This is a genomic window from Nocardioides sp. DN36 (assembly GCF_055380375.1).
Map to the genome: position 1 here is coordinate 871,180 of NZ_AP043823.1, position 20,627 is coordinate 891,806.

Below are 20,627 nucleotides of genomic sequence, written 5' to 3' on the forward strand. Positions count from 1 at the left end.
AGAGCACGATGAGAGGACTCTCATCGAGATCAGGCAGGTCCGGCAGGGGGCCGGCGACCAACCGAGGACCGACGTGGGCGTGGCTAGAGTGGCGGCGATCACGTCCGGACGCAGGAGGCAGCATGATCGTCCCGTTCAGTGTTTCCGACTTCATCGACCGCGCCGTGCAGGTCTACGGCGAACGCGTCGGCGTCGTCGACGAGCCCGCCCAGCCGGCCGCGCCGCTCGGCGGCGGGTCCGTGACGTACGCCGAGATCGGGGCCCTGGCCCGCCGCCAGGCGGCGAAGCTCGACGAGCTGGGCATCGGGTTCGGCGACCGGGTCGCGATCGTGAGCCACAACAGTGCGCGGTTGCTGACGTCGTTCTTCGGGGTGACGGGCTTCGGGCGGGTGCTGGTGCCGGTGAACTTCCGGCTGCGCCCCGACGAGGTGCGCTACATCGTCCAGCACTCGGGCGCCCGGGTGCTGCTGGTCGACCCCGAGCTGGACGAGGAGCTGGCGGACGTCACCGCCGAGCACCGCTTCGTGCTGGGGCAGGACGACGACCTGTTCGCGCCGGAGGGCAGCGAGCCGCGGCCGTGGGAGCCGGACGAGAACGCGACGGCCTGCATCAACTACACGTCGGGGACCACCGCGCGCCCCAAGGGCGTGCAGATCACCCATCGCAACATCTGGGTCAACGCCGTGACCTTCGGGCTGCACGCCGGGGTCACCGACCGGGACGTCTACCTGCACACGCTGCCGATGTTCCACGCCAACGGGTGGGGGATGCCGTTCACGATGACCGGCCTGGGCGCCAAGCAGGTCGTCATCCGCAAGATCGACGGCGCCGAGATCCTCCGTCGTGTCGAGCAGCACGGGGTGACCGTGATGTGCGCCGCCCCCGCCGTGGCCGCTGCCGTGCTCGAGGCCGCGCAGACCTGGGAGGGCGAGATCCCGGGTCGCGACCGGGTCCGCATCATCATGGCCGGGGCGCCCCCGCCGACGAAGACCGTGGCGCGCGTCGAGGAGGAGCTCGGCTGGGAGTTCATCCAGATCTACGGCCTGACCGAGACCTCACCGCTCCTGACGGTCAACCGGACCCGGGCCGAGTGGGACCACCTCTCCGCCGAGGAGCGGGCCGGCCGGCTCACCCGCGCGGGCGTCCCGGCGATCGGCGTACGCCTCGACATCGGCGGGCCGGGGGAGCACGAGGGCGAGGTGCTGGCCCGGTCCAACGTGGTGCTCGAGGGCTACTGGGACCAGCCCGAGGAGTCCGCGCGGGCGCTCGAGGGCGGCTGGTTCCACACCGGCGACGGGGGTGTCATCGGCGACGACGGCTACCTGACGATCCAGGACCGCAAGAAGGACGTCATCATCACCGGCGGGGAGAACGTCTCGTCGATCGAGGTGGAGGACGTGCTGTTCTCGCACCCCGACGTGGCCGAGGTGGCCGTGATCGGGGTGCCGAGCGAGAAGTGGGGCGAGACCATCAAGGCGCTGGTCGTGCTCGCCGAGGGGTCGACGGTCACCGAGGCCGAGCTGATCGCGTGGTGCAAGCAGCGGGCGGCCGGCTACAAGGCGCCGACGTCGATCGAGTTCCGCGAGGTGCTGGCCCGCACCGCCACCGGCAAGCTGCAGAAGTTCAAGCTGCGCGCGCCGTACTGGGAGGGCCGCGACCGGCAGGTCAACTAGCGGCGTCGCGGCCCGGCTGCACGTCGAGGACGACCTCGAACTCCAGCAGGTCCGCGCCGGAGGCGACCGGCTTCGCGCGCTCGCCGGCGTGGGCCTGGCGGGCGTCGCCGTCGCGCCAGGCGAGGAACGAGTCCTCGTCCTCCCAGTGCGTGACCACGAAGTAGCGCTCGTCGCCCTTGACCGGCCGGAGCAGCTGGAAGCCGAGGAACCCCGCGGCCTCGTCGATCGTGTGGGCCCGGGCGGCGAAGCGGCGCTCGAGCTCCTCGTGGGCCTGCGGCGGGACGGAGATGGCGTTGATCTTCACGACGGACATGTCTCGACCCTAGGCCGAGGCCGTGAAGCTGCGACGGGTCGGCGTCGTATGGCGTGAAGCTGCGACGGGTCGGCGTCGTCTGGCGTGAAGCTGCGACAGGTCGGCGATAGCCTCGCCGCATGCCGAAGCTCAGCGACGTCGTCGACCTGCTCCACGGGTGGTACCCGCCGGCGACGGCGGACGGGTGGGACGCGGTGGGGCTCGTGTACGGCGACCCGGGGGCGGACGTCGGCAAGGTGATGTTCGCCGTCGACCCGACGCTCGAGGTGGCGCGGGAGGCGGCCGCGTGGGACGCCGACCTGCTCGTGGTCCACCACCCGCTGTTCCTCAAGCCGGTGCACGGGTTCGCCGCGACCACGCCCAAGGGGCGCACCCTCGCCACGCTCGCAGGCGCCGGGTGCGCGCTGCTGACGGCCCACACCAACGCCGACCGGGCGGTGGGTGGCGTCTCCGAGGCGCTGGCCACCGCGCTCGGGCTGACCGACCTCGCGCCGCTGGCGGCCAGCGGGGACGGGCCCCAGGACAAGCTGACGGTCTACGTCCCCGTCGCGGAGGCCGACCGGGTCCGGGCCGCGCTGGCCGACGCCGGTGCGGGGCGGATCGGCGACTACGACCAGGCGTCGTTCTCCACCCCCGGCGAGGGCCGCTTCCGCCCCCTCGAGGGCGCCGCACCGACGATCGGGTCCGTGGGCACCGCCGAGGTCGTCGACGAGGTGCGGGTCGAGGTGGTGCTGCCGCGCGGACGGCGTACGCCGGTCGTGGCCGCGATGCTCGCGGTGCACCCGTACGAGGAGCCGGCGTACGACGTTGTGGAGCTCGCCGACCCCGGGACCGCCCCGACCGGCGCGGGACGGATCGGGACCGTCGCCGAGACGACCCTGCGTGGCTTCGCCGGGACCGTGGCCGGCGCGCTGCCCGCCACCGCCCACGGCGTGCGGGTGGCCGGGGACCCCGACCGCGTCGTCCGCCGGGTCGCGGTGTGCGGCGGAGCCGGCGACTTCCTGCTCGACACGGTGCTGAGGACCGACGCCGACGTCTACGTCACCAGCGACCTGCGGCACCACCCGGCGGGGGAGTTCCTCGAGAAGGACGGCCCCGCCCTCGTCGACGTCGCGCACTGGGCGGCGGAGTGGACCTGGCTGCCGGTGGTCCGGACGCGGCTCGACGAGGCGCTGGGCGATACGGTGGAGACCCGGGTCAGCACGCAGTGCACGGACCCGTGGACCTTCCGCACCTGACCGACCCCGACCGAGGAGCCCACGCTGAAAGCCGACCCCTTCGCCCAACTGAAGCTGCTCGACGTCCAGGGCCTCGACCTGCGCGCCGACCAGCTGCGCCACCAGCGGGCGAACCTGCCGGAGCTCGCCGAGACGGCCACGCTCCAGGCGAGCCGCACGACCCTGGACAACCAGGCGCGCGACGCCCGGATCGTGGTGGACGACCTGACCGCCGAGCAGAAGAAGGTCGACGCCGACGTCGAGCAGGTCAAGGCCCGTCGCGTGCGGGACCGCGACCGCATGGACAAGGGGCTGATCACCAACCCCAAGGACCTCGAGCGGATGCAGCACGAGCTCGTCTCGCTGGACCGGCGGATCGCCTCGCTCGAGGACGACGAGCTCGAGGTGATGGCCCGCCTCGAGGACGCCCAGCGCTCGCTCGACGAGCTGGCCGAGCAGGTCGACGCCGCCGATGCCCGGCTGGCCACGCTCGCTGCCGCCCGGGACGAGAAGCTGGCCGAGATCGACGCCCTGCTGAGCCAGGTGGCCGCCGAGCGTGCGACCGCGGCCGAGGGGATGCCGGCGGACCTGATGGCGCTCTACGAGAAGCTGCGCACCCAGAAGGGTGGCGTCGGCGCGGCCGCGCTGCACCAGCGCCGCTGCACCGGCTGCCAGCTGGGGATCGACACCGCGGAGCTCGCCGTCATCAAGAGGGCGCCCAGCGACGAGGTCGTCCGCTGCGAGGAGTGCTCGCGGATCCTGGTCCGCACCCCCGAGTCGGGGCTGTGAGGGGACCGGCGCAGTGACCCACCGCGCCGTCCTCATCGAGGCCGACGGCGGCTCCCGAGGCAACCCCGGGCCCGCGGCGTACGGCGTCGTGCTCAAGGACGCCGACACCGGCGAGGTGATCGCCGAGGAGGGCACCACGATCGGGTTCGCGACCAACAACGTCGCGGAGTACTCCGGCCTGATCGCCGGGCTGCGCCTGGCGCAGGAGCACGCCCCCGAGGCCGAGGTCGAGGTCCGGATGGACTCCAAGCTCGTCGTCGAGCAGATGTCGGGTCGCTGGCAGGTCAAGCACCCGGACATGAAGCCGCTCGCCAGGGAGGCGAGCCGGCTCGCGCCGTTCGGGACGACGTACACCTGGGTGCCGCGGGCGCAGAACTCCTACGCCGACCGGCTCGCCAACGAGGCCCTCGACGGGACCCGCAGCGGCGTCACCGTCGTGGGGGAGAACCCGTCGGCGGAGTCGCTGATCGAGGAGATCGAGAACCCCCAGGAGACACCCACGCGCGGCTGGTCGGCACCGTCGGGCGAGCCGACCACGGTGATCCTGGTGCGCCACGGCGTCACCGCCCACACCCTCGAGAAGCGGTTCTCGGGTGGCCTCGCGAGCGCCAACCCCGGGCTCAGCGACGAGGGGCGGGACCAGGCCCGGGCGGTCGCCGACTGGCTGGCCCCGCTGGCCGACGCCGTCGACGCGGTGGTCTCCTCGCCGGTCCGACGCACGCTCGAGACCGCGGAGATCGTGGCCGAGCGGCTGGGCCGCACGGTGGAGGTCGAGCACGGCTTCGCGGAGATGGAGTTCGGCGCCTGGGACGGCAAGACGTTCGCCGAGGTCGGCGAGCAGCACCCCGAGGCGCTCGACGCGTGGCTCGGCTCGCTGGACGTCGCGCCGGGTGGCGGCGAGTCGTTCCGGGTCGTGGAGAAGCGCGTGCTGGACGGCCTGCAGCGGCTGCTCGACCAGCACGGCGGCAAGACCGTGGTCGTGGTCAGCCACGTGACGCCGATCAAGACCCTGGTCGCGCACACCGTCGACGCCCCGCTGTCCGCGGTGTTCCGGATGGAGCTCTCGCCGGCGTCGGTGACGGTGCTGTCGTTCTTCCGCGGCGGCCGGGACGGGTCCGAGGAGCGCGCGTCGCTGCGGATGTACAACGCGCTCCCGCCGGGGAACGACGTGTTCGGCGCGGGCGGTCGCTGGTAGCGGTCGCGGGGCTGCGGCCGGTCGGTCCGGCTGGCGGTGAGCTGGCCACCGTTGTTGTGTCGGGATCGGTGGCTGACTCACCGCCCGGGTGCGGGCGGGTGGGCTGGCGGTGAGCTGGCCACCGATGTTGAGTCGGGATCAGTGGCTGACTCACCGCCCGGGCCCGGGTGCGTGGGCTGGCGGTGAGCTGGCCACCGTTCTGCCGTCGGAATCGGAGGCTGACTCACCGCCCGCCCCGGGCCGATCAGATCTCGCTGACCACCACGTCGAGCTGCGTGCCCTTGCGGGTCGGCTCACCTGTCTCGACCTTCCAGCCGAGCTCGCCGAGGAGGTCGGCCAGCCCGCCGGGCGTGCGCGGGGTGCCGCCGTGCTCGAGCACCGCCCGCACGATGCGGCCCTTGGTCGCCTTGTTGAAGTGGCTGACCACCTGCCGCCTGCCGTCGACCTCGTGCAGGACCCGGACGGTCGCCACCCGCGGCGCGAGGTCGGCCGGCGGCCGCCAGAACGCGGCGTACGTGCTGGACCGCAGGTCGACGAGCAGGCCGCCCCCGATGGCCTCGGTGACCGCCGGGCCGAGCGCCTCGCGCCAGGTGCCGGCGACCGCGCCGAGCCCGGGGAGGGTCGTGTCGCCGGAGAGGCGGTACGCCGGGATCCGGTCGGCGGGCCGGACCAGTCCGAAGAGGGACGAGGTGACGGCGAGCCGGGAGCCGGCGCGCCGCTTGGCGGCCGCCGACAGGGTGGCGACGTCGAGCGCGTCGTACAGCACGCCGGAGTAGATCCGGTCCGCCCGGGCGGTCGGCGCGGTGCGCAGCGCGGCATTCATCTCGACCAGGTCGGCCTGCGTCCCGCCGAGCCCGAGCGTGCGCGCGGCGAGGGCGGGGTCGCCGGAGCAGAGGTCGACCAGCGCGTCCAGCACCGCCTCGCGGGCCGGGGTCAGCGAGGGGAAGGACAGGCTGGCGAGGTCGAGCGGCTTGCCGCGCGACGGCGCGGACTTGCCCTCGCTCGGGGGGAGCACGATGAGCACGGGTCAAGGCTAGGGTGCCTGCCATGCCGAGCAACCGAGTGGTGCGCGTCCGGTCCACCGACGAGGGCGTCGCGGCGCAGAGCCTGCGCGCCGGGATCCGGCGCATCCAGGAGGAGCTGGGTGTGTCGCCCCGCTTCCCCGACGAGGTCGAGCAGGCTGCGGCCCGCGCGGCGGACCGGCCCCGGATGCCCGACCTGGACCGGACCGACATCCCGTTCGTGACCATCGACCCGCCGGGCTCCATGGACCTCGACCAGGCGCTGCACCTGGAGCGCGACGGCGACGGCTACGTCGTGCACTACGCGATCGCGGACGTGGCGGCGTTCGTGACCCCCGGTGACCCGGTCGACGTCGAGGCGCACCGCCGCGGCGAGACGTTGTACGGCGCGGACTCGCGGGTCGCCCTGCACCCGCCGGTGCTCTCGGAGGACGCGGCCTCGCTGCTGCCCGACCAGGTGCGGCCCGCACTGCTGTGGACGATGCGGCTGGACGCGACGGGGGAGTGCACGAACGTGACCGTGGAACGGGCCCGGGTCCGGTCGACCGCGCGGCTGGACTACGAGGGGGCGCAGCGGCTGATCGACGAGGGCAGTGCCGACGGCTCGCTGGAGCTGCTGGCGAAGGTCGGCCCGCTGCGCCTGGCGCTGGAGGCCGCGCGTGGCGGGGTCTCGCTGCCGCTGCCCGAGCAGGAGGTGGACGTCTCCGACGACGTGTGGCGGCTGGAGTACCGCACGCTGCTCCCGGTGGAGGAGTGGAACGCCCAGCTCTCCCTGCTCACCGGCTTCGGCGCCGCGTCGCTGATGGTGAAGGCCCGGGTCGGCCTGCTGCGGACGCTGCCGACCCCGGACCCGCGTGACGTGCAGCGGCTGCACCGGACGGCACAGGCACTGGGCGTGGACTGGCCGGCCGACCAGGACTACCCCGAGTTCATCCGCTCCCTGGACCCGTCGAAGCCGCTGCACGCGGCGATGGTCACGGCGTGCACGCGGCTGCTGCGCGGCAGCGGGTACGTCGGCTTCGCCGGCGAGGTCCCGGCCGCGTCCCGGCATGCCGCCCTCGCGGCGGAGTACGCCCACGTGACCGCGCCGTTGCGCCGCCTCGGCGACCGGTACGCCGGCGAGATCTGCGTCGCCCTCTGCGCCGGTGAGGCCGTGCCCACGTGGGTGCTCGAGGAGCTGGACCGGCTGCCCGGCCTGCTGCAGGACTCGGGCCGGCGGGCCCACCAGTACGAAGCCGCCGTCCTCGACCTGGTCGAGGCCGGGGTCCTCAAGCACCGCGTCGGTCAGCTCTTCGAGGGGGTGGTGGTCGACGTCGCGGAGAAGGACGGGAGCCGGGGCGTGGTCACCGTCCAGGACCCCGCGATCGAGGCGCCGGTCACCTCGGCGGCACCGCTGCCGCTGGGTGCGCAGGTCTCGGTGCGGCTCGCCGAGGCCGATGTCGCCGACCGTCGCGTGGCCTTCACGCTCGGGGGCTGAGGCCCGGCTCACCCGTCGCGGCCACGACCCGCCGCAGCGCCTCGAGGCTGCGTTCGACGTCCTCGTCGGTCGTGGACCAGTTGCTGACCGAGATCCGCACGATCGCCCGGTCGTGCCAGCGGGAGCCGCTCATCCACGACGTGCCGTCCTCGAGCACGTCGCGCACCACGGCCCGGGTCCGCTCGTCGCTGCCGAAGGCCGCGCAGACCTGGGTGAAGACCACGTCGTTGAGCACCTCGGCGCCCTCGATCGAGGCCACCCCGGCCGCGAAGTCCGTGGCGTGGCGGCAGAACCCGTCGACCAGGTCGGCGACACCGGTGCGCCCGAGCGCCCGCAGCACCGCCCAGACGGGCACCGCCCGGGCCCGGCGGGAGGTCTCGGGCACCTTCTCGAACGGGTCGCCCTCGGCGTCCTGGATCAGGTAGTCGCCGTGCATGCCCATCGCCGCCCGGAGCGAAGCGGCGTCCCGGACGATCGCGATCCCGCAGTCGTAGGGGACGTTGAGGGTCTTGTGGGCGTCGGTGGTCCAGGAGTCCGCCGCGTCGTAGCCGTCGACCAGATGGCGGTGCCGGGCCGATGCGGCAGCGAAGAGGCCGAACGCGCCGTCGACGTGCACCCAGGCGCCGTGCTCGTGGGCCGCGGTGATCGCCGGGCCGAAGGGGTCGAAGGCGCCCGAGTGCACGTTGCCGGCCTGCAGCACCACGATCGTGGGACCGGCCGGCCCACGGGCCAGCGTGGCGGCCAGTGCCTCCGGATCGACCCGGCCCTGGTCATCGGCGGCCACGACCTCCGGCAGGCCGAGTCCGAGGTAGCGCAGTGCCACGTCGACCGTGTCGTGGCGTTCGGCGCCCACGAGCACGCGGACCCCGGGGGACCCGGTGAGGCCGTCGCGCGCCACGTCCCACCCGGCACGGCGCAGCACCTCGTCGCGGGCTGCGGCCAGGCAGGTGAGGTTCGAGGTGGTGGCGCCGGTGACGAAGCCGACCGCGCTCTCCTCGGGGAGCCCGAGGAGGTCGAGGAGCCATGCGCCGGTCACGTCCTCGACGGCGGCGTACGCCGGGGTCGCGGCGCGCAGCACGGCGTTCTGGTCCCAGGCGCTGACCAGCCAGTCGGCGGCGAGCGCGGCCGGGTGCGAGCCGCCGATCACGAACCCGAAGAACCGGCCAGACGGCATCGCGGTCAGGCCGGGCTCGCAGGCCTCGGCCAGCAGGTCGACCACCCGGTCGGCGTCGGTGGGGCCCTCGGGCAGCTCGGTGCCGAGCCGGGCGACGATCTCGGCCACCCCGGCTCGCGCCGCCACCGGACGATCACGCAGCGTGGCCAGCCAGGTCAGCGCGTGGTCCTCGGCCCGCGCCAGCGCGGCTTCGCGTTCGTCCATCTGCTCAGCATGCGCCCGGCCCCCGGCCGACGCCAGCGGGACTTCGCCCAGACAGACCATCGACACCACGGCCCGACCGGAGCAAGCATGGAGGGGTGGCCGGGAGGTCCCGAGCCTCCCGGCCCGCGGGGAGGCGTCATGCTCGTGTTCTTCATGCTGGCCGTGGCCGTGCTGCTGTTCGGCTCCGCGCTGTGGGTGGACCGCAGGCGCCGGGGCACGTGGTCCCGCTCCGGGCGGACTGCTGCCGACGACGCGGAGTCGAAGTTCTACAACCCCTACGACCAGCGCTGACCGGCCGGGTCGCGTCCGACCGACCGCTCAGGGCGAGGGCGTGGGCGTGGGGGCCGCGCTGGGGTCGCGCGCCCGCAGGGTGCCCCGCTGGCCCAGGTGCTCGAGCCAGCCGACGAGGAGCCGGTGCATCGCGTCCGCGCCGACCACCATCGACTCGGGCGGCGGCAGCTCGGTGGGCCAGATGACCATCGCCCGGTCCTGCCACCCGCCGAGGCCGCCGTGGCAGCCGACCAGGCCCTCGAACGCCGCCACCTCGCCGAGGTCGTCGACCAGGCTGTTCACGTAGATGTCGGGCGCCTCGTCCATGCTCGCCGCCCGGAGCACGAACTCCGCCGCCTCCGGGCCGTAGCCCGCCAGCGGGTCCTCGCCGACCACGACCCCCTCGCGGACCCGGTGCTCGCCGCCGGCGCCGAGGACGACGGGGCCGTGGTCGGCGGTGTCCACGACGGCGAAGCCGATGCCCGGGTGGGTCACCAGCCCGGGCAGCAGCGCCGGGAAGCGCTCGGTGAGCTGGTCCAGGGTGAGCCGATGTTTCTCGCCGGCGACGTAGACGAGCCCGAGGTTGCCCGAGCCGAAGACCACGAAGCCGTCGGGGGACGGGGTGCCGGCCGCCTCGGTCCCGTCCCCACTCGGCCGGTGGACCTCCAGCTTGCGATCGGAGAGCCGGTCCGACGCCCGGTTCAGCGCCCGGCCGAGCACCGTGTCGGTGCCGCCGGTCGACGCCATCATGGAGTTCAGCGACCCGCTCGCCTCGGCGTTCTCCTCGGCCTCGAGGACGTCCAGCGCGCTCAACCGCCGTACCAGCGCGGCGAGGTCCTCGCCGTACCGCGACGCGAACACCTCGCCCTGGGACTGGCCGTGGTCGGAGAGCACCACGAAGTGGTAGGTGCGGGGGGCCACCGCCGCGACCCGCTCGAGCTGGTCGATCACCGCGTCGATCCCCTCCAGGGCGGCGAGGGACTCCGGCTGCATGAGGCCTGCGTGGTGGGCCACCGCGTCGTAGTCGACGTAGTCCACGTAGACCGACCGCCGCCCCTGCAGCATCGCGTCGGCCACGAGGGTCGTGTTCAGGTCCCGCAGCACCCCGCTCAGCGCGGCCCGCTCGAACGCGAACCCCCACGGCCGCGCGACGCGTGGGCGCACGTCCCGGCGCCGGGCGCGTGAGGACTGGAACCGTTCGCGCACGATCTCGCTCAGCGTGCGCGAGAGGCTGCGGGCCATCCCGTCGGGCCGGGCCAGGAAGGTGGAGAGGGCGAAGCGCGCGTGCTTGGTCTCCCGGGTGCGGTGGACCGCGCTCATGGTGGCGTACGCCGTGGGCGCGTCGCCGGTGAAGAGGTTGCTGACGGAGACCCCGTCGTCGGCGAGGAGGCCGAGGCCGTCGGAGTGCCGGGCCTCGATCACCGCCGCGTCCGCCGGCTTGTTCGCCACCAGCACCTGTCCCGTGCCGCGCTCGAGCCAGCGGAAGGCGGGGATCCCGTCGATGGTGCCGTGCAGGATGCCCATCTGGCTGGCCGGCGTCGTGGCCGGGAGCTTCGGGCGCCACTCGGCCATCCGGTGGCTGCCGCTGCGCACCCAGCGGGACAGGGTCGGCAGGGTGCCCGCACGGACCCCCCACTCCAGCACCGGGAACGGCACCCCGTCCGCCTGGATGAACACGACGCCGGGCAGGTCCGGGTCGTCGAGCTCGGGAGGGCGGGACCGCCGCGCGCGACGCAGGAGGCTCGCGGTGGCAGCGTCGTCGGTGCCCGCGGTGGCGATCCAGACCAGCCCGGTCGAGACGCCCGCGACGATCCACGAGGCGATGAACACGGACAGGAACGCAGGGTTGTCCTGCTCACCCGAGAAGTCCCAGACCACCAGCCAGATCACGATCGCCTGGCTGGTGAGCCCGATGAGGACGGCCCCCACCCAGCCGAGAAGGACCGCCAGGCGCACCAGCACCGGGCGGAGCAGGGCGCCGACGACGGCGATCAGCACCGCGCCGACGACCGCCCGCTCCACGCCGCCGATGTCGAAGTCGGGGACCAGCCACGAGGCGATGCCCAGGCCGAGGGCCGACCCGAGCAGTGCCGCGGCACCACGTCCGAGGTCGCCCCACCTCAAGTGCCACCAACCGCCCGTGTGCTGGTCCGGTCTCGCCATGCCTCCACGCTAGGTACGCCGCCGGGCGGGGCACGTCCCCCAGCCGGGGTGAGGCTCGGACGCGCCCGAGGACCGGGAGTCGCGATCGAGCCAGGTCCCGACGGACAGATGGGTGGTCAGGGCCATTGGTCCCTAGTCAATCTGGGGGAGGGACCGGATCGTGGTTGGGTGCCCTACGAGTTGCTGCGGGTCGTGCCCGACACCGTGCAGGACGTGCGCCCGGTCATCCGTCGTCAGGACGAGGACCGGGTCGGCCCGCTCTTCTTCAGCTTCGGTGACGTCGACCTGATCTGCGGCGACTGCACCTTCCTTCTCGTCCGGGGCGCCCGCGGGGTGCAGGACATCGTGGACGCGGTCGTGGTCTGCCCCAACTGCGGGGCGTGCAACGAGGCGTACGAGGGACCCGGCCTCTCCGCCTAGCCACGCAGGCGTCGGCGGTCGTACGGCAGCCTCTACCCGAGCACGCGCTCGACAACCTCGTCGAACCGCTCGACCAGGTCCCGGGGCGTGGCCAGCACCTGCACCGCACCTGCTTCGAGCAGCTCGGCGGCGGAGAAGCCACCGGTGAGCAGACCGACGCAGGGCACGCCTGCCTTCCGGGCGGACTCCACGTCCCAGACCGCGTCGCCCACCACGAGGGCACCGCCGGCGCCCACGCGCTCGAGTGCGACCTCGATCAGGTCCGGCGCGGGCTTGCTGCTCTCGGCCTCGGACCCCGACACCCGCTCGTGGAGGAGGTCGGCGTTGCCGACCAGCTCGAGCAGCCGGTCGGTCTGCTCCCGCTCACCGGAGCTGGCCACCACGACCGCGGTTCCGCGCTCCCGCAAGAGCTGCAGGAGGTCCGCGGCGCCGTCCAGCGCGGTCACCTGTCCGAACCGGTCCACGAAGTGCTGGCCGTGCCGCTCACGGACCTCGTCCCCCACGGCGCGCTCGGCGGCGGCGCCGGCCACCTCGGGGACCAACCGGTCGCCGCCCATCCCGATCGCCCGGTGGATCCGGTACGCCGGTACGTCGACGCCCACCTCGGCGAACGCGGCACGCCACGCAGCCACGTGGACGTAGACCGAGTCCACCAGCGTCCCGTCCAGATCGAGCACCACCGTGTCCAGCTGCATGAACCGCTTCCCTCCCCAGGTCAGGCACCGCGACCGTTCGTGCCGCGGTGCTGTGCCGTACCCGGATCGGAACGCTCCATGTCCGGGGCAGGGCCCTCAGGGGCGCTGCACCGGGATGCCGTGCTGGACGCACCAGAGCACCGCCTGGGCGCGGTTGTTCACGCCGATCTTGCGGTAGGCGCTGCGGATGTAGGTCTTGACCGAGTTCACGCTCAGGTAGCAGCGCTCGGCGATCTCGGTGTTGCGCAGGTCCTCGCTGATGCACGCGAGCATCTCGAGCTCGCGGGCGGAGAGGTTCACGCCCGAGGGCAGCCGCAGGGCGGGCTGCGGGGGCGCAGCGACCGCCGTCTCCTCGGGCCCGCCGGCCGCCGCCGCCTCGATGGCCGTCACCAGCTCGTCGCTGCCCGCCTCCATCGACACCCAGGCGTCCGCCCCCCGGGCAAGGGCACAGGCGGTGAGGTCGGGCCGCGGCTCGCGGGCCAGGACCAGCACGGCCGCCGTCGTCTCCTTGACGACCATGTCGAACTCGTGTCCGTCGCCGGTGTGCAGACCGACCACGTCGAACAGGACGACGTCCGGGTCCGCCGCTGCGGGGTCCGACGGGTACGGCACGAGGTGCAACCGATCCGGGAACTCGGCGGCGAGCGCGGCCACGCCCTTGAGGACGATGTCATGGGCGCCGACGACAGCCAGCCTCACCGGACCGACGGGCATCAGCCGTTCCTCCTTCGTGCCTGGCTCGGACCCTCGTGCGACGACGAATCTTCCCCGCCCCGGCGCGCCCGAAACGCACGGCGCGAACCTCATGACCTTTGGGGGACGCGGGACGACGCGCAGGCAGGCGAACCCGTGCCTCGGTCAGGCGGCGCCGTGGACGTGACCGGCCTCGAGCCGCTCGCGCAGCCGACCCAGCAGCCGGTTGAGCAGCCGTGAGACCTGCATCTGGGTCACCCCGATCTCGGCGCCGATCTCGGCCTGCGTGCAGCCGCCGAAGAAGCGCATCTCCAGCATCCGCCGCTCCCGCGGGCTGAGGTCGGTGAGCAGGGTCTTGAGGACCACTCTGGCCTCCACGCTGTCGAACGCGGGGTCGGGACCGCCCATCCGGCTCCCGGGCGGCTCGCCGTCCGCGGTGATGCTGTCGAGGGACGAGGGGGTGAAGCACCCGTTGGCGGCCAATGACTCACGCACCACCTCCGGCTCGAGGCCGAGGTGCTCGGCGAGCTCGCTGGGACGGGGTGAGCGCCCCAGCCGCTGGTACAGGTCGCTCTCGGCCTCCACGATCCGGGCCTGGACCTCCTGGACCGTGCGAGGTGGACGGATCGTCCACCCGCAGTCGCGGAAGTAGCGGCGCACCTCGCCGCGGATCGTGGGGACGGCGTAGCTGAGGAAGTCGCTGCCGTGCGAGGGATCGAACCCGTGCACGGCCTTGACCAGTCCCAGGTTGGCCACCTGGTCGATGTCGTCGTCCGGGATTCGTGGCGCGCGGGACCTACCGGCAAACCACCCGCGGGGGTGAATCCGATCGAGGACTCACTCCTCCGTGCCACCCCGGGCCAGACCCAGCAGCGCCTCCGCCAGCTGCACCTCGTCGATGCCCGCTCGCCGTGCCGCCCGGTGCAGGAGGCGGCGCGCGCGTTCGACCGTGATGTCCAGGTAGCCGGCCAGGAGGCCGACGGCGGCGTCCAGCCTGGCCTCGGCGCGCAACCGGGAGGGGGCCTCGCGCGCGAGCCCCAGTGTCGAGAACGACAGGTCCGCGTTGCTCACGGCGCCCGGGGCCCAGGCCGAGAAGACCTCGGCCAGCTGCTCGTGGTGGCCGTCGAAGGCGTGCACCGAACCGCCGTACAGGTGCACGCTGCCGGTCACGTCCTGGGCGTCCATGATGGGCAGGGTCAGCGTCGTGGCCACTCCGCTGGCGGCCGTGGCGCGGCTGCCGAGCCACCACGTCCGCTCGTCCAGGGGATCCGCGGTGCCGGGCGCCGCGGGCCCGCCGGGGCCGGCGGCCGCGCGAGGCGGAGGCTTGTCGGTCTGGTGCTGGAAGGCGTCGAGGACAGCGATCTCGGTCCGTGAGGCGAGCAGCGTGAACGTCACGCCGTGGCGGCGGGAGGCGAGGCTGACGCCGAGGCAGTCCGGCACGATCTCCCGGACCCGGCGTCCCATGATGCGCAGCTTGTTGAGCGCGTCGTCGTCCGCGGCGAAGGGCTCGAGCTCCTCGATCGCCTGGCAGGTCTCCGGTATGGGCTCCAGCACCACGCGGCTCCCATGAATTGATTGCGTGAATGGCTGCGTGCCTCGTGCACTTCTGAGGCGGGACACTCTTCGCCCCCCGTCTGCAAGAGGGACAGCAGGCTCGTACCCCGGGCAGTCGCCCGCATGTACGTCGCCGGGCCTCGATGTCCGCGTGGGCAAGACGCGTCTCGCCTCGAGGCAGGGCCGTCGCGCTCCCAGCTCGGCGTCACGTCGGTGGCCGACATGGGGCGGGTGATCCGGGCCAGTCCCACGCGGTACTGGCCGGACCCGTCGTGGGTACCGCCCCTGGTGTGGATGACGTACTGGAAGCGTGCGCGTTCCCGTCCTGCACGAGAGCGGCGGCGGTGACGCTGCGCATGGTGGTCGAGGGCTACGACTCGGTCCTGGCCGCCTGCGAGCCGCACGCGCACCGGTTGGGCGCCTACGCCGCCGAGGACGCGCAGGTGCGGATCGTCGACACCGTCAGTGTCGCGTTCCCGCGGGCGACGTGAGCACGGGGACGTGGAGCGTCCCCGCCGGCACGGGGGAGAGCCGGCGAGGACTGGTGTGACCGTAGCGCACGAGCGGCGTCCCTCGCCCGCGCGTGGGCGAGCTAGCCGGGCGAGTCGTCCAGCGGGTCGAGGAGACCGGCGGGCAGCCACTCCTCGACGACGATCCACCCGTCGTCCTCGCCGGCCGGCACGGCGTGGACGACCCTGCCGTTCCAGCCGTCGGGCCGCCGACGCCACTCGAGGAGGAGTCCCGGGAGTCGCCCGGCGCTGGTGGTCACCCAGCAGTGCTTGAGGGGAGGAGGGGCGGACGCGTCCGGAGCCTGGTCCGAGGCCTGCCGGCTGCGGGCGACGCGGTCGGCCATGGCGCCGTAGCTGCCCCGCTTGTTCATCCCGCCCGACATGGGACCATCATGCCGCACGATCGAACAGGTGTTCGACATGCCAGGTGGTCGGCGCCCCCGATCGCCAGAAACGGGGTGGGTGGAGGGACCTTGGGCACTGACCCGCCGCGCAGGTGCGCGAAGAGTGGTCGGTGGGCGGTCGGGGCGGCGATTCGGAGCCGCGTCGGCCGAACGGGAGAGGTGGAGCGATGACGTCCACGACGGGCACCCGGGCGGGAACCGGTCCGCAGCACGGACGCCCGGCGAGCTTCCTGACGCTCCCGCAGCTCTGGGGGGCGGTCGCCATCGCCTTCATGTGGCTCGCGGTCCTCTTCGACGGCGTCTACGGGGACAACGTCATCAGCGTGACCCCCGGCAGCTCGTCCACGACCGTCCCGTCCTCGGTGTTCGTGGCGCTCTTCGCCTTCCTCGGGACGGCGTCCGTCGCCAAGCGCGCCTTCCGCTGAGTCGCCCGTGCGGCGGACCGGTGGCCGCCCTCACAGGAGGACGCCCACCGGCCCTCGCGGAAGACGACCCGACAGGGGATCGCGCAGTCTCCCGGAGCCGAGGAGCCGTGATCGGCGGCTCCCCGATGAGGGCCACACCGGTCAGCGAAGGCGACTCAGGAGAACTCCCCTGCTGCCTCCCGAGCAACCTTCCGGCACGCCGGGACCGCCAGGTCACAGGACCCAGGAGCGGGCCCGATCGAGACCCTCGCCTGCGATGCTAGGCCGGGGGCGCGCTCAGCGCACTCACCCCTGCGGGGGACTGCCGCGCATGAGCCCCGTATCGCCGAGCCCTCACGGAGCCCCGCGGTCAGGGGGTGGTGCGGACGGGCTGGCCTGTAGGCCGGGTTCTGTCCCGGGGGCCCTTGCGGGCGTCCCGGGGGCGACCATCCATCTACGACTGCCGTTGCCGACAGCCTCCAGCGGTCTACCCGCGCACTCGGGCGGGCAGCCCTCGAACGTGCGCGCACCCGGTGTCCGAGGACGCCGGGCTTCTTGACCTTGCTCCAGGTGGGGTTTACCGAGCCGCCCCGGTCGCCCGGAGCGCTGGTGGTCTCTTGCACCACCGTTTCACCCTTACCGCTGCCGCCGGAGCGACAGTGGCGGTCTGTTCTCTGTGGCACTGTCCCGCGAGTCACCTCGGGTGGGTGTTACCCACCACCTCGCCCTGTGGAGCCCGGACCTTCCTCGGCACCTCCCGTGAAGGAGGCGACGCGGTCGCCCGGCCAGCCCATCCGCGCTCCAAGGATAGGGGACTCCCGCGCCGTGAACGCACGCGATCGGCGCACTACGCTGGCCGGGTGCTTCCGCAGGGCTACGAGTTCCGTCCGTTGACCGTGGACGACGCGGCGGCGCTGGCCGCGGCGTACGTCCTGAACTGGCCGCACCTGCAGGCCTGGGAGCCACCTCGCGACGAGGCCTTCTTCACCGAGGCCGGGCAGCGCGCGGTCACCGAGGCGAAGCTCGAGCTGGTCCGGTCCGGGTTGCTGGAGACCTGGCTGGTCGTGCACGACGAGGAGGTCGTGGGCCGGGTGAGCATCGACAACATCGTGCGCGGCCCGTTGCAGAGCGCGACGGTCGGCTACTGGATCGCCGCGGCGCACACGCGCCGGGGTCTGGCCACGGCGGCGGTCGAGTTCGCCGTCGCGCGCGCCCGCGAGATCGGCCTCCACCGTCTCGAGGCCGGGACCCGGCTCGACAACGAGCCGTCCCAGGCGGTGCTGAAGCGCAGCGGCTTCGAGCAGTACGGCCTGGCCGAGAGGTTCCTGTTCATCGACGGCGAGTGGCGCGACCACATCCTGTTCCAGCGGATCCTGCACGACGACCCGCCCGGTGCCGTGACGCCCGCGGCGGCAGCGAAGGAGGAGCCCGTGGACGGCGACCTGCAGGCGCCGCCCCTGATCTTTTCGGGGCGCGGCCCGGAGACGGCGTACCGGACCGCCCACGACCTGCTCTCGCGACGAGCGCCGCGCGAGGCGCTCGAGGTGATCGAGCCCGCCCTGGAGCAGGAGCCGGGCAACACCGGGCTGCGCTCGCTCCGGGCGTGGGCCTACCTGCTGCGCGCCCAGCTCGGCAGGGCCGAGGAGGAGCTGGCCGCCCTGGTCGAGGAACGGCCCGACGACGACTGGGCCCGGCACGCGCTCGGCCGCAGCCTCGAGCGGCAGTCGCGACTGGCCGAGGCGCTCCCGCACCTGCGGCTCGCCGCCGCCATGAGCGGCGACCCCGAGCACGAGCTGGCGGTGCTGCGGGTCGAGCGGCGGCTCGCCGAGACGGGGGAGCGGTCCTTCGACGACCTGACCTAGGTCCCGACGGGCTCGACCGCCGGGCGTCAGGGGTTGGTGAGCACCTCGGCGCCGGTCGGCGTGACGAGCAGCGTGTGCTCGAACTGGGCGCTGCGCTTGCCGTCGCGGGTCACGACGGTCCAGTCGTCGTCCCACATCTCCCACTCGTGGGTGCCGAGGTTGAGCATCGGCTCGATCGTGAAGGTCATGCCGACCTCGATCAGGTCGTCGTACTCGGGCGTGTCGTAGTGGGGCACGATCAGGCCGCTGTGGAACGCCGTGCCGATGCCGTGGCCGGTGAACTCGCGGACCACGCCGTACCCGAATCGGCGGGCGTAGGACTCGATCACCCGGCCGATCACGCTGATCCGGCGCCCGGGCTTCACGGCCTTGATCCCGCGGTCGAGCGCCTCGCGGGTCCGCTCGACCAGCAGCCGCGACTCCTCGTCGACGTCGCCGGCGAGGAAGGTGGCGTTGGTGTCGCCGTGCACGCCGTCGAGGTAGGCGGTGATGTCGATGTTGACGATGTCGCCGTCCTCGATCCGGCGGCTGTCCGGGATGCCGTGGCAGATCACCTCGTTGACGCTCGAGCACAGCGACTTGGGGAAGCCGCGGTAGCCCAGCGTCGAGGGGTAGGCGCCGTGGTCGCACAGGAACTCGTGGCCGATCCGGTCCAGCTCGTCGGTCGTGACCCCCGGCGCGACGTGCGACCCGACCAGCTCGCGGGCCTGGGCGGCGAGCCTGCCCGCCGCGCGCATCCGCTCGATCGTCTCGGCGTCCTTGACCTCGCTCCCGGTGAACCGCTCGGGCGTCGGCCTGTCGACGTACTCCGGTCGCGGGATGGAAGCCGGGACGGGTCGTCGCGGGGAGATCGTTGCGGCAGCCAGGGGAGTCACGCGGACGAGTGTAGTTTCAGGCGACATGAGCTCCTTCTGGTACTGCGTCAAGCACCACCGGGTCGAGGACCCGGACGGCTGCCCGCCCATCGACCGCCTCGGTCCCTACGACACGCGCGAGGAGGCCGAGCACGCGCTGGAGAAGGCCGAGCAGCGCAACCAGGACTGGGAGAAGGACCCCAACTGGAACGACGAGCCCTGATCGGTGGCGCGGACCCGACGTCGCAACCCGAACGCCGTCTCGCCCTGGCCGTTCGTCGGCATGGCCGGGATGGCGTGCGCGTTCTTCCTGTACGCCGCCTCCGGGCTGCTCGCGCCCTGGTGGGCGGTGGTGGTGCTCCTGCTGGTCTGGCTGGTGCTGCTCGTCGTCGCCGCCCGCTGGTGGACCCCGCACCCGGGGCGGGTGCCGTTCGTGGCGGTCTTCGCGGTGGTGCTGTGGTTCGCGGCGATGAACGCCGGGGGAGCGTGGCTGGGCTGGACCGCGTGACCCCGGTCCGGCACGTCAGCGCGGGCTGACCCGCAGGATCACGTCCTTGCCGCCACCGTTGTCGGTGGTGACGAGCAGGTCGTTGTTCGGGGCCACCGTGACCGAGCGCAGGCGGCCGTGGGTGCGCAGCGCCTTGGGGGCGCGTGCCTTCTGCAGGTGACCGGTGGCGTCGAGGGTCAGGAACACGATCCTGTGGGCCTTGAGGGCGGCGACCGCCAGCGTGTCGTCCAGCGCACCCCACTTCCTGCCGCGCACGAACGTGCCGCCGCTGGTCGCCAGCGTCGGGTCGCCCGAGCTCCAGCGGGCCACGACCTGCTTCCCGGGCAGCGACCGGTCGGTCATCGGGACGCTCTCGTTGTAGCCGGGAACGGGGTTGTAGCCGTAGTCGCCGCCGTTCACGAGCTTGTTCACCTCGTCGTCGCGGTAGGTGCCCTGCTCGACCGACCAGAGGCTGCCGTCGCGCCGCTCGGCCAGGCCCTGGACGTTGCGGTGCCCGTAGGTGTGCACGTAGCGCTTCTTGTGGTTGGCCGCGTCGACGAAGGGGTTCGTGGGCCACGGCTTCCCGGTCTTCCTGTCCAGCCGCAGGGTCTTGCCGCCGAGGGAGGTCAGGTCCTCGGGGTTCGTGCCCTCGGCGGCGTCACCGGTCCCGACGAGCAGCGATCCGTCGCTGGTGATCAGGAGTCGGCAGCCACCGTGCCGTCCGGTGCTGGTGGGGAAGCCGCCGATCAGCTCCTCGACCTTGCGCGCCCGGGTGGCTGCGTCGTCGAGGCGCCAGGCCAGCACGTGGACCTCGTGGCGGCCGCTCGGCCTGGTGCCGCCCTGGCAGGTGTAGAAGCGGCCGTTGCGTGCGAAGCCGGGGTCGACCTCGAGGGACATCAGGCCGGTCTCGCCGGACACCCACACCTGCCCGCTCGGGAACCGGACCCGGTGGACGCGGCCGTGGTCCGAGACCGCCAGGGTCGCGCGATCACGCTGCGTGAACAGCAGCCGCCCCTTGCCGATCGGCTGCACGTCCCACGGGTGGTCGAGGCCGGTGGCGATCGTGCGGACGTGGAGGGCGGGCACGGCTCGGGCGTCGGCCCCGCCCGGTTGGGCCAGGGAGGCCTGGGCGGGCGCCGTGGGGGCCAGCACGGCCAGGGCGAGGGACGCGGTCAGGGCAGCCGAGAGTGAGCGCATGGCGATCACCGTACGACGCGGGGTGGGTCTTCTGGAGGACCTCCGGCGTGG

At 73.2% G+C, this 20,627-nt stretch carries 23 protein-coding genes and 1 other RNA gene; 12 read left to right on the forward strand and 12 right to left on the reverse strand.

Annotated elements, in window-relative coordinates; all coding sequences use genetic code 11:
- Positions 1–122 precede the first annotated feature (122 nt).
- A complete protein-coding gene (locus ACZ43H_RS05105; protein WP_464588276.1) occupies positions 123–1,673 on the forward strand; it encodes an AMP-binding protein in 1,551 nt (516 codons plus the stop codon).
- On the opposite strand, the gene ACZ43H_RS05110 is transcribed toward ACZ43H_RS05105, so the two are convergent.
- Positions 1,666–1,986: an antibiotic biosynthesis monooxygenase family protein gene (locus tag ACZ43H_RS05110; RefSeq protein ID WP_464588278.1), complete on the reverse strand. Its 321-nt coding sequence runs from the start codon at positions 1,984–1,986 to the stop codon at positions 1,666–1,668. The genes ACZ43H_RS05105 and ACZ43H_RS05110 overlap by 8 nt on opposite strands.
- Before the next feature lie 119 nt (positions 1,987–2,105).
- On the opposite strand from ACZ43H_RS05110, the gene ACZ43H_RS05115 reads away from it, so the two are divergent.
- The 3 genes from ACZ43H_RS05115 to ACZ43H_RS05125 all read left to right on the forward strand — a co-directional run bounded on the left by ACZ43H_RS05115 (position 2,106) and on the right by ACZ43H_RS05125 (position 5,187).
- A complete protein-coding gene (locus ACZ43H_RS05115; protein WP_464588279.1) occupies positions 2,106–3,224 on the forward strand; it encodes a Nif3-like dinuclear metal center hexameric protein in 1,119 nt (372 codons plus the stop codon).
- A gap of 114 nt (positions 3,225–3,338) precedes the next feature.
- Positions 3,339–3,992, forward strand: coding sequence for a zinc ribbon domain-containing protein (locus tag ACZ43H_RS05120; protein ID WP_464590735.1), 654 nt, complete (start codon positions 3,339–3,341; stop codon positions 3,990–3,992).
- Positions 3,993–4,005: 13 nt separating this feature from the next.
- Positions 4,006–5,187, forward strand: coding sequence for a bifunctional RNase H/acid phosphatase (locus tag ACZ43H_RS05125; RefSeq protein WP_464588281.1), 1,182 nt, complete (start codon positions 4,006–4,008; stop codon positions 5,185–5,187).
- 244 nt (positions 5,188–5,431) lie between these two features.
- Here the strand turns inward: ACZ43H_RS05125 and yaaA are convergent, their stop codons facing one another.
- Positions 5,432–6,211: a peroxide stress protein YaaA gene (gene yaaA, locus ACZ43H_RS05130; RefSeq protein WP_464588283.1), complete on the reverse strand. Its 780-nt coding sequence runs from the start codon at positions 6,209–6,211 to the stop codon at positions 5,432–5,434.
- A gap of 23 nt (positions 6,212–6,234) precedes the next feature.
- Here yaaA and ACZ43H_RS05135 point away from each other — a divergent pair, with 23 nt between their 5' ends.
- Positions 6,235–7,686 (forward strand): RNB domain-containing ribonuclease, encoded by a 1,452-nt coding sequence (locus tag ACZ43H_RS05135; RefSeq protein WP_464588285.1) that lies wholly within the window; start codon positions 6,235–6,237, stop codon positions 7,684–7,686.
- Here ACZ43H_RS05135 and ACZ43H_RS05140 read toward each other — a convergent pair.
- Positions 7,670–9,064, reverse strand: a complete 1,395-nt coding sequence (locus ACZ43H_RS05140; RefSeq protein WP_464588287.1) for a pyridoxal phosphate-dependent decarboxylase family protein — start codon at positions 9,062–9,064, stop codon at positions 7,670–7,672. The genes ACZ43H_RS05135 and ACZ43H_RS05140 overlap by 17 nt on opposite strands.
- Before the next feature lie 138 nt (positions 9,065–9,202).
- Between ACZ43H_RS05140 and ACZ43H_RS05145 the strand changes: the two genes are divergently transcribed.
- Complete coding sequence (locus tag ACZ43H_RS05145) at positions 9,203–9,355, forward strand: hypothetical protein (RefSeq protein WP_464588289.1); 153 nt, start codon at positions 9,203–9,205, stop codon at positions 9,353–9,355.
- Between the two features lie 27 nt (positions 9,356–9,382).
- Here the strand turns inward: ACZ43H_RS05145 and ACZ43H_RS05150 are convergent, their stop codons facing one another.
- Complete coding sequence (locus tag ACZ43H_RS05150) at positions 9,383–11,497, reverse strand: phage holin family protein (protein WP_464588291.1); 2,115 nt, start codon at positions 11,495–11,497, stop codon at positions 9,383–9,385.
- Positions 11,498–11,665: 168 nt separating this feature from the next.
- On the opposite strand from ACZ43H_RS05150, the gene ACZ43H_RS05155 reads away from it, so the two are divergent.
- Entirely contained in the window at positions 11,666–11,917 is a 252-nt protein-coding gene (locus ACZ43H_RS05155) for a hypothetical protein (RefSeq protein ID WP_464588294.1), read from the forward strand.
- A gap of 32 nt (positions 11,918–11,949) precedes the next feature.
- Here ACZ43H_RS05155 and ACZ43H_RS05160 read toward each other — a convergent pair whose 3' ends face one another.
- From ACZ43H_RS05160 to ACZ43H_RS05175, 4 genes are all read right to left on the reverse strand, one after another.
- Positions 11,950–12,612 (reverse strand): HAD family hydrolase, encoded by a 663-nt coding sequence (locus ACZ43H_RS05160; RefSeq protein WP_464588295.1) that lies wholly within the window; start codon positions 12,610–12,612, stop codon positions 11,950–11,952.
- A 96-nt stretch (positions 12,613–12,708) separates the two neighbouring features.
- Entirely contained in the window at positions 12,709–13,326 is a 618-nt protein-coding gene (locus ACZ43H_RS05165; protein WP_464588297.1) for a helix-turn-helix transcriptional regulator, read from the reverse strand.
- Positions 13,327–13,470: 144 nt separating this feature from the next.
- Positions 13,471–14,061, reverse strand: coding sequence for a sigma-70 family RNA polymerase sigma factor (locus ACZ43H_RS05170; RefSeq protein ID WP_464588298.1), 591 nt, complete (start codon positions 14,059–14,061; stop codon positions 13,471–13,473).
- A gap of 81 nt (positions 14,062–14,142) precedes the next feature.
- Complete coding sequence (locus ACZ43H_RS05175; RefSeq protein WP_464588299.1) at positions 14,143–14,862, reverse strand: hypothetical protein; 720 nt, start codon at positions 14,860–14,862, stop codon at positions 14,143–14,145.
- Positions 14,863–15,203: 341 nt separating this feature from the next.
- Here ACZ43H_RS05175 and ACZ43H_RS05180 point away from each other — a divergent pair, with 341 nt between their 5' ends.
- Positions 15,204–15,350 carry a hypothetical protein gene (locus ACZ43H_RS05180; protein ID WP_464588301.1) on the forward strand — a complete coding sequence of 49 codons (147 nt, stop codon included), beginning with the start codon at positions 15,204–15,206 and terminating at the stop codon, positions 15,348–15,350.
- Between the two features lie 101 nt (positions 15,351–15,451).
- Here ACZ43H_RS05180 and ACZ43H_RS05185 read toward each other — a convergent pair whose 3' ends face one another.
- The gene (locus tag ACZ43H_RS05185) at positions 15,452–15,751 is read right to left on the reverse strand and encodes a hypothetical protein (protein ID WP_464588303.1); all 300 of its coding nucleotides are present in this window, start codon (positions 15,749–15,751) and stop codon (positions 15,452–15,454) included.
- Positions 15,752–15,939: 188 nt separating this feature from the next.
- Between ACZ43H_RS05185 and ACZ43H_RS05190 the strand changes: the two genes are divergently transcribed.
- Positions 15,940–16,197, forward strand: a complete 258-nt coding sequence (locus ACZ43H_RS05190; protein WP_464588304.1) for a hypothetical protein — start codon at positions 15,940–15,942, stop codon at positions 16,195–16,197.
- Between the two features lie 362 nt (positions 16,198–16,559).
- On the opposite strand, the gene rnpB is transcribed toward ACZ43H_RS05190, so the two are convergent.
- Positions 16,560–16,969, reverse strand: an RNA gene (gene rnpB / locus ACZ43H_RS05195) — RNase P RNA component class A.
- A 67-nt stretch (positions 16,970–17,036) separates the two neighbouring features.
- Here rnpB and ACZ43H_RS05200 point away from each other — a divergent pair.
- Complete coding sequence (locus ACZ43H_RS05200; RefSeq protein WP_464588306.1) at positions 17,037–18,038, forward strand: GNAT family N-acetyltransferase; 1,002 nt, start codon at positions 17,037–17,039, stop codon at positions 18,036–18,038.
- A gap of 26 nt (positions 18,039–18,064) precedes the next feature.
- Here the strand turns inward: ACZ43H_RS05200 and map are convergent, their stop codons facing one another.
- Positions 18,065–18,913, reverse strand: a complete 849-nt coding sequence (map, locus tag ACZ43H_RS05205; RefSeq protein ID WP_464588308.1) for a type I methionyl aminopeptidase — start codon at positions 18,911–18,913, stop codon at positions 18,065–18,067.
- A 25-nt stretch (positions 18,914–18,938) separates the two neighbouring features.
- On the opposite strand from map, the gene ACZ43H_RS05210 reads away from it, so the two are divergent.
- Both ACZ43H_RS05210 and ACZ43H_RS05215 read left to right on the forward strand, forming a co-directional pair.
- Positions 18,939–19,115 (forward strand): hypothetical protein, encoded by a 177-nt coding sequence (locus tag ACZ43H_RS05210; protein ID WP_464588309.1) that lies wholly within the window; start codon positions 18,939–18,941, stop codon positions 19,113–19,115.
- 3 nt (positions 19,116–19,118) lie between these two features.
- Positions 19,119–19,400: a hypothetical protein gene (locus ACZ43H_RS05215; protein WP_464588310.1), complete on the forward strand. Its 282-nt coding sequence runs from the start codon at positions 19,119–19,121 to the stop codon at positions 19,398–19,400.
- 15 nt (positions 19,401–19,415) lie between these two features.
- Here ACZ43H_RS05215 and ACZ43H_RS05220 read toward each other — a convergent pair whose 3' ends face one another.
- Positions 19,416–20,576, reverse strand: coding sequence for a PQQ-dependent sugar dehydrogenase (locus ACZ43H_RS05220; RefSeq protein ID WP_464588312.1), 1,161 nt, complete (start codon positions 20,574–20,576; stop codon positions 19,416–19,418).
- Positions 20,577–20,627: the final 51 nt, after the last annotated feature.

What these genes read in the sequence shown, in the direction of transcription:
- ACZ43H_RS05140 (WP_464588287.1), bottom strand. Translation starts at nt 9,064, where the DNA reads ATGGACGAACGCGAAGCCGCGCTGGCGCGGGCCGAGGACCACGCGCTG.
- ACZ43H_RS05110 (WP_464588278.1), bottom strand. Translation starts at nt 1,986, where the DNA reads ATGTCCGTCGTGAAGATCAACGCCATCTCCGTCCCGCCGCAGGCCCAC.
- ACZ43H_RS05165 (WP_464588297.1), bottom strand. Translation starts at nt 13,326, where the DNA reads ATGCCCGTCGGTCCGGTGAGGCTGGCTGTCGTCGGCGCCCATGACATC.
- ACZ43H_RS05210 (WP_464588309.1), top strand. Translation starts at nt 18,939, where the DNA reads ATGAGCTCCTTCTGGTACTGCGTCAAGCACCACCGGGTCGAGGACCCG.
- ACZ43H_RS05150 (WP_464588291.1), bottom strand. Translation starts at nt 11,497, where the DNA reads ATGGCGAGACCGGACCAGCACACGGGCGGTTGGTGGCACTTGAGGTGG.
- ACZ43H_RS05105 (WP_464588276.1), top strand. Translation starts at nt 123, where the DNA reads ATGATCGTCCCGTTCAGTGTTTCCGACTTCATCGACCGCGCCGTGCAG.
- ACZ43H_RS05185 (WP_464588303.1), bottom strand. Translation starts at nt 15,751, where the DNA reads ATGTCGGGCGGGATGAACAAGCGGGGCAGCTACGGCGCCATGGCCGAC.
- ACZ43H_RS05115 (WP_464588279.1), top strand. Translation starts at nt 2,106, where the DNA reads ATGCCGAAGCTCAGCGACGTCGTCGACCTGCTCCACGGGTGGTACCCG.
- ACZ43H_RS05190 (WP_464588304.1), top strand. Translation starts at nt 15,940, where the DNA reads ATGACGTCCACGACGGGCACCCGGGCGGGAACCGGTCCGCAGCACGGA.
- ACZ43H_RS05145 (WP_464588289.1), top strand. Translation starts at nt 9,203, where the DNA reads ATGCTCGTGTTCTTCATGCTGGCCGTGGCCGTGCTGCTGTTCGGCTCC.
- ACZ43H_RS05160 (WP_464588295.1), bottom strand. Translation starts at nt 12,612, where the DNA reads ATGCAGCTGGACACGGTGGTGCTCGATCTGGACGGGACGCTGGTGGAC.
- ACZ43H_RS05135 (WP_464588285.1), top strand. Translation starts at nt 6,235, where the DNA reads ATGCCGAGCAACCGAGTGGTGCGCGTCCGGTCCACCGACGAGGGCGTC.
- ACZ43H_RS05220 (WP_464588312.1), bottom strand. Translation starts at nt 20,576, where the DNA reads ATGCGCTCACTCTCGGCTGCCCTGACCGCGTCCCTCGCCCTGGCCGTG.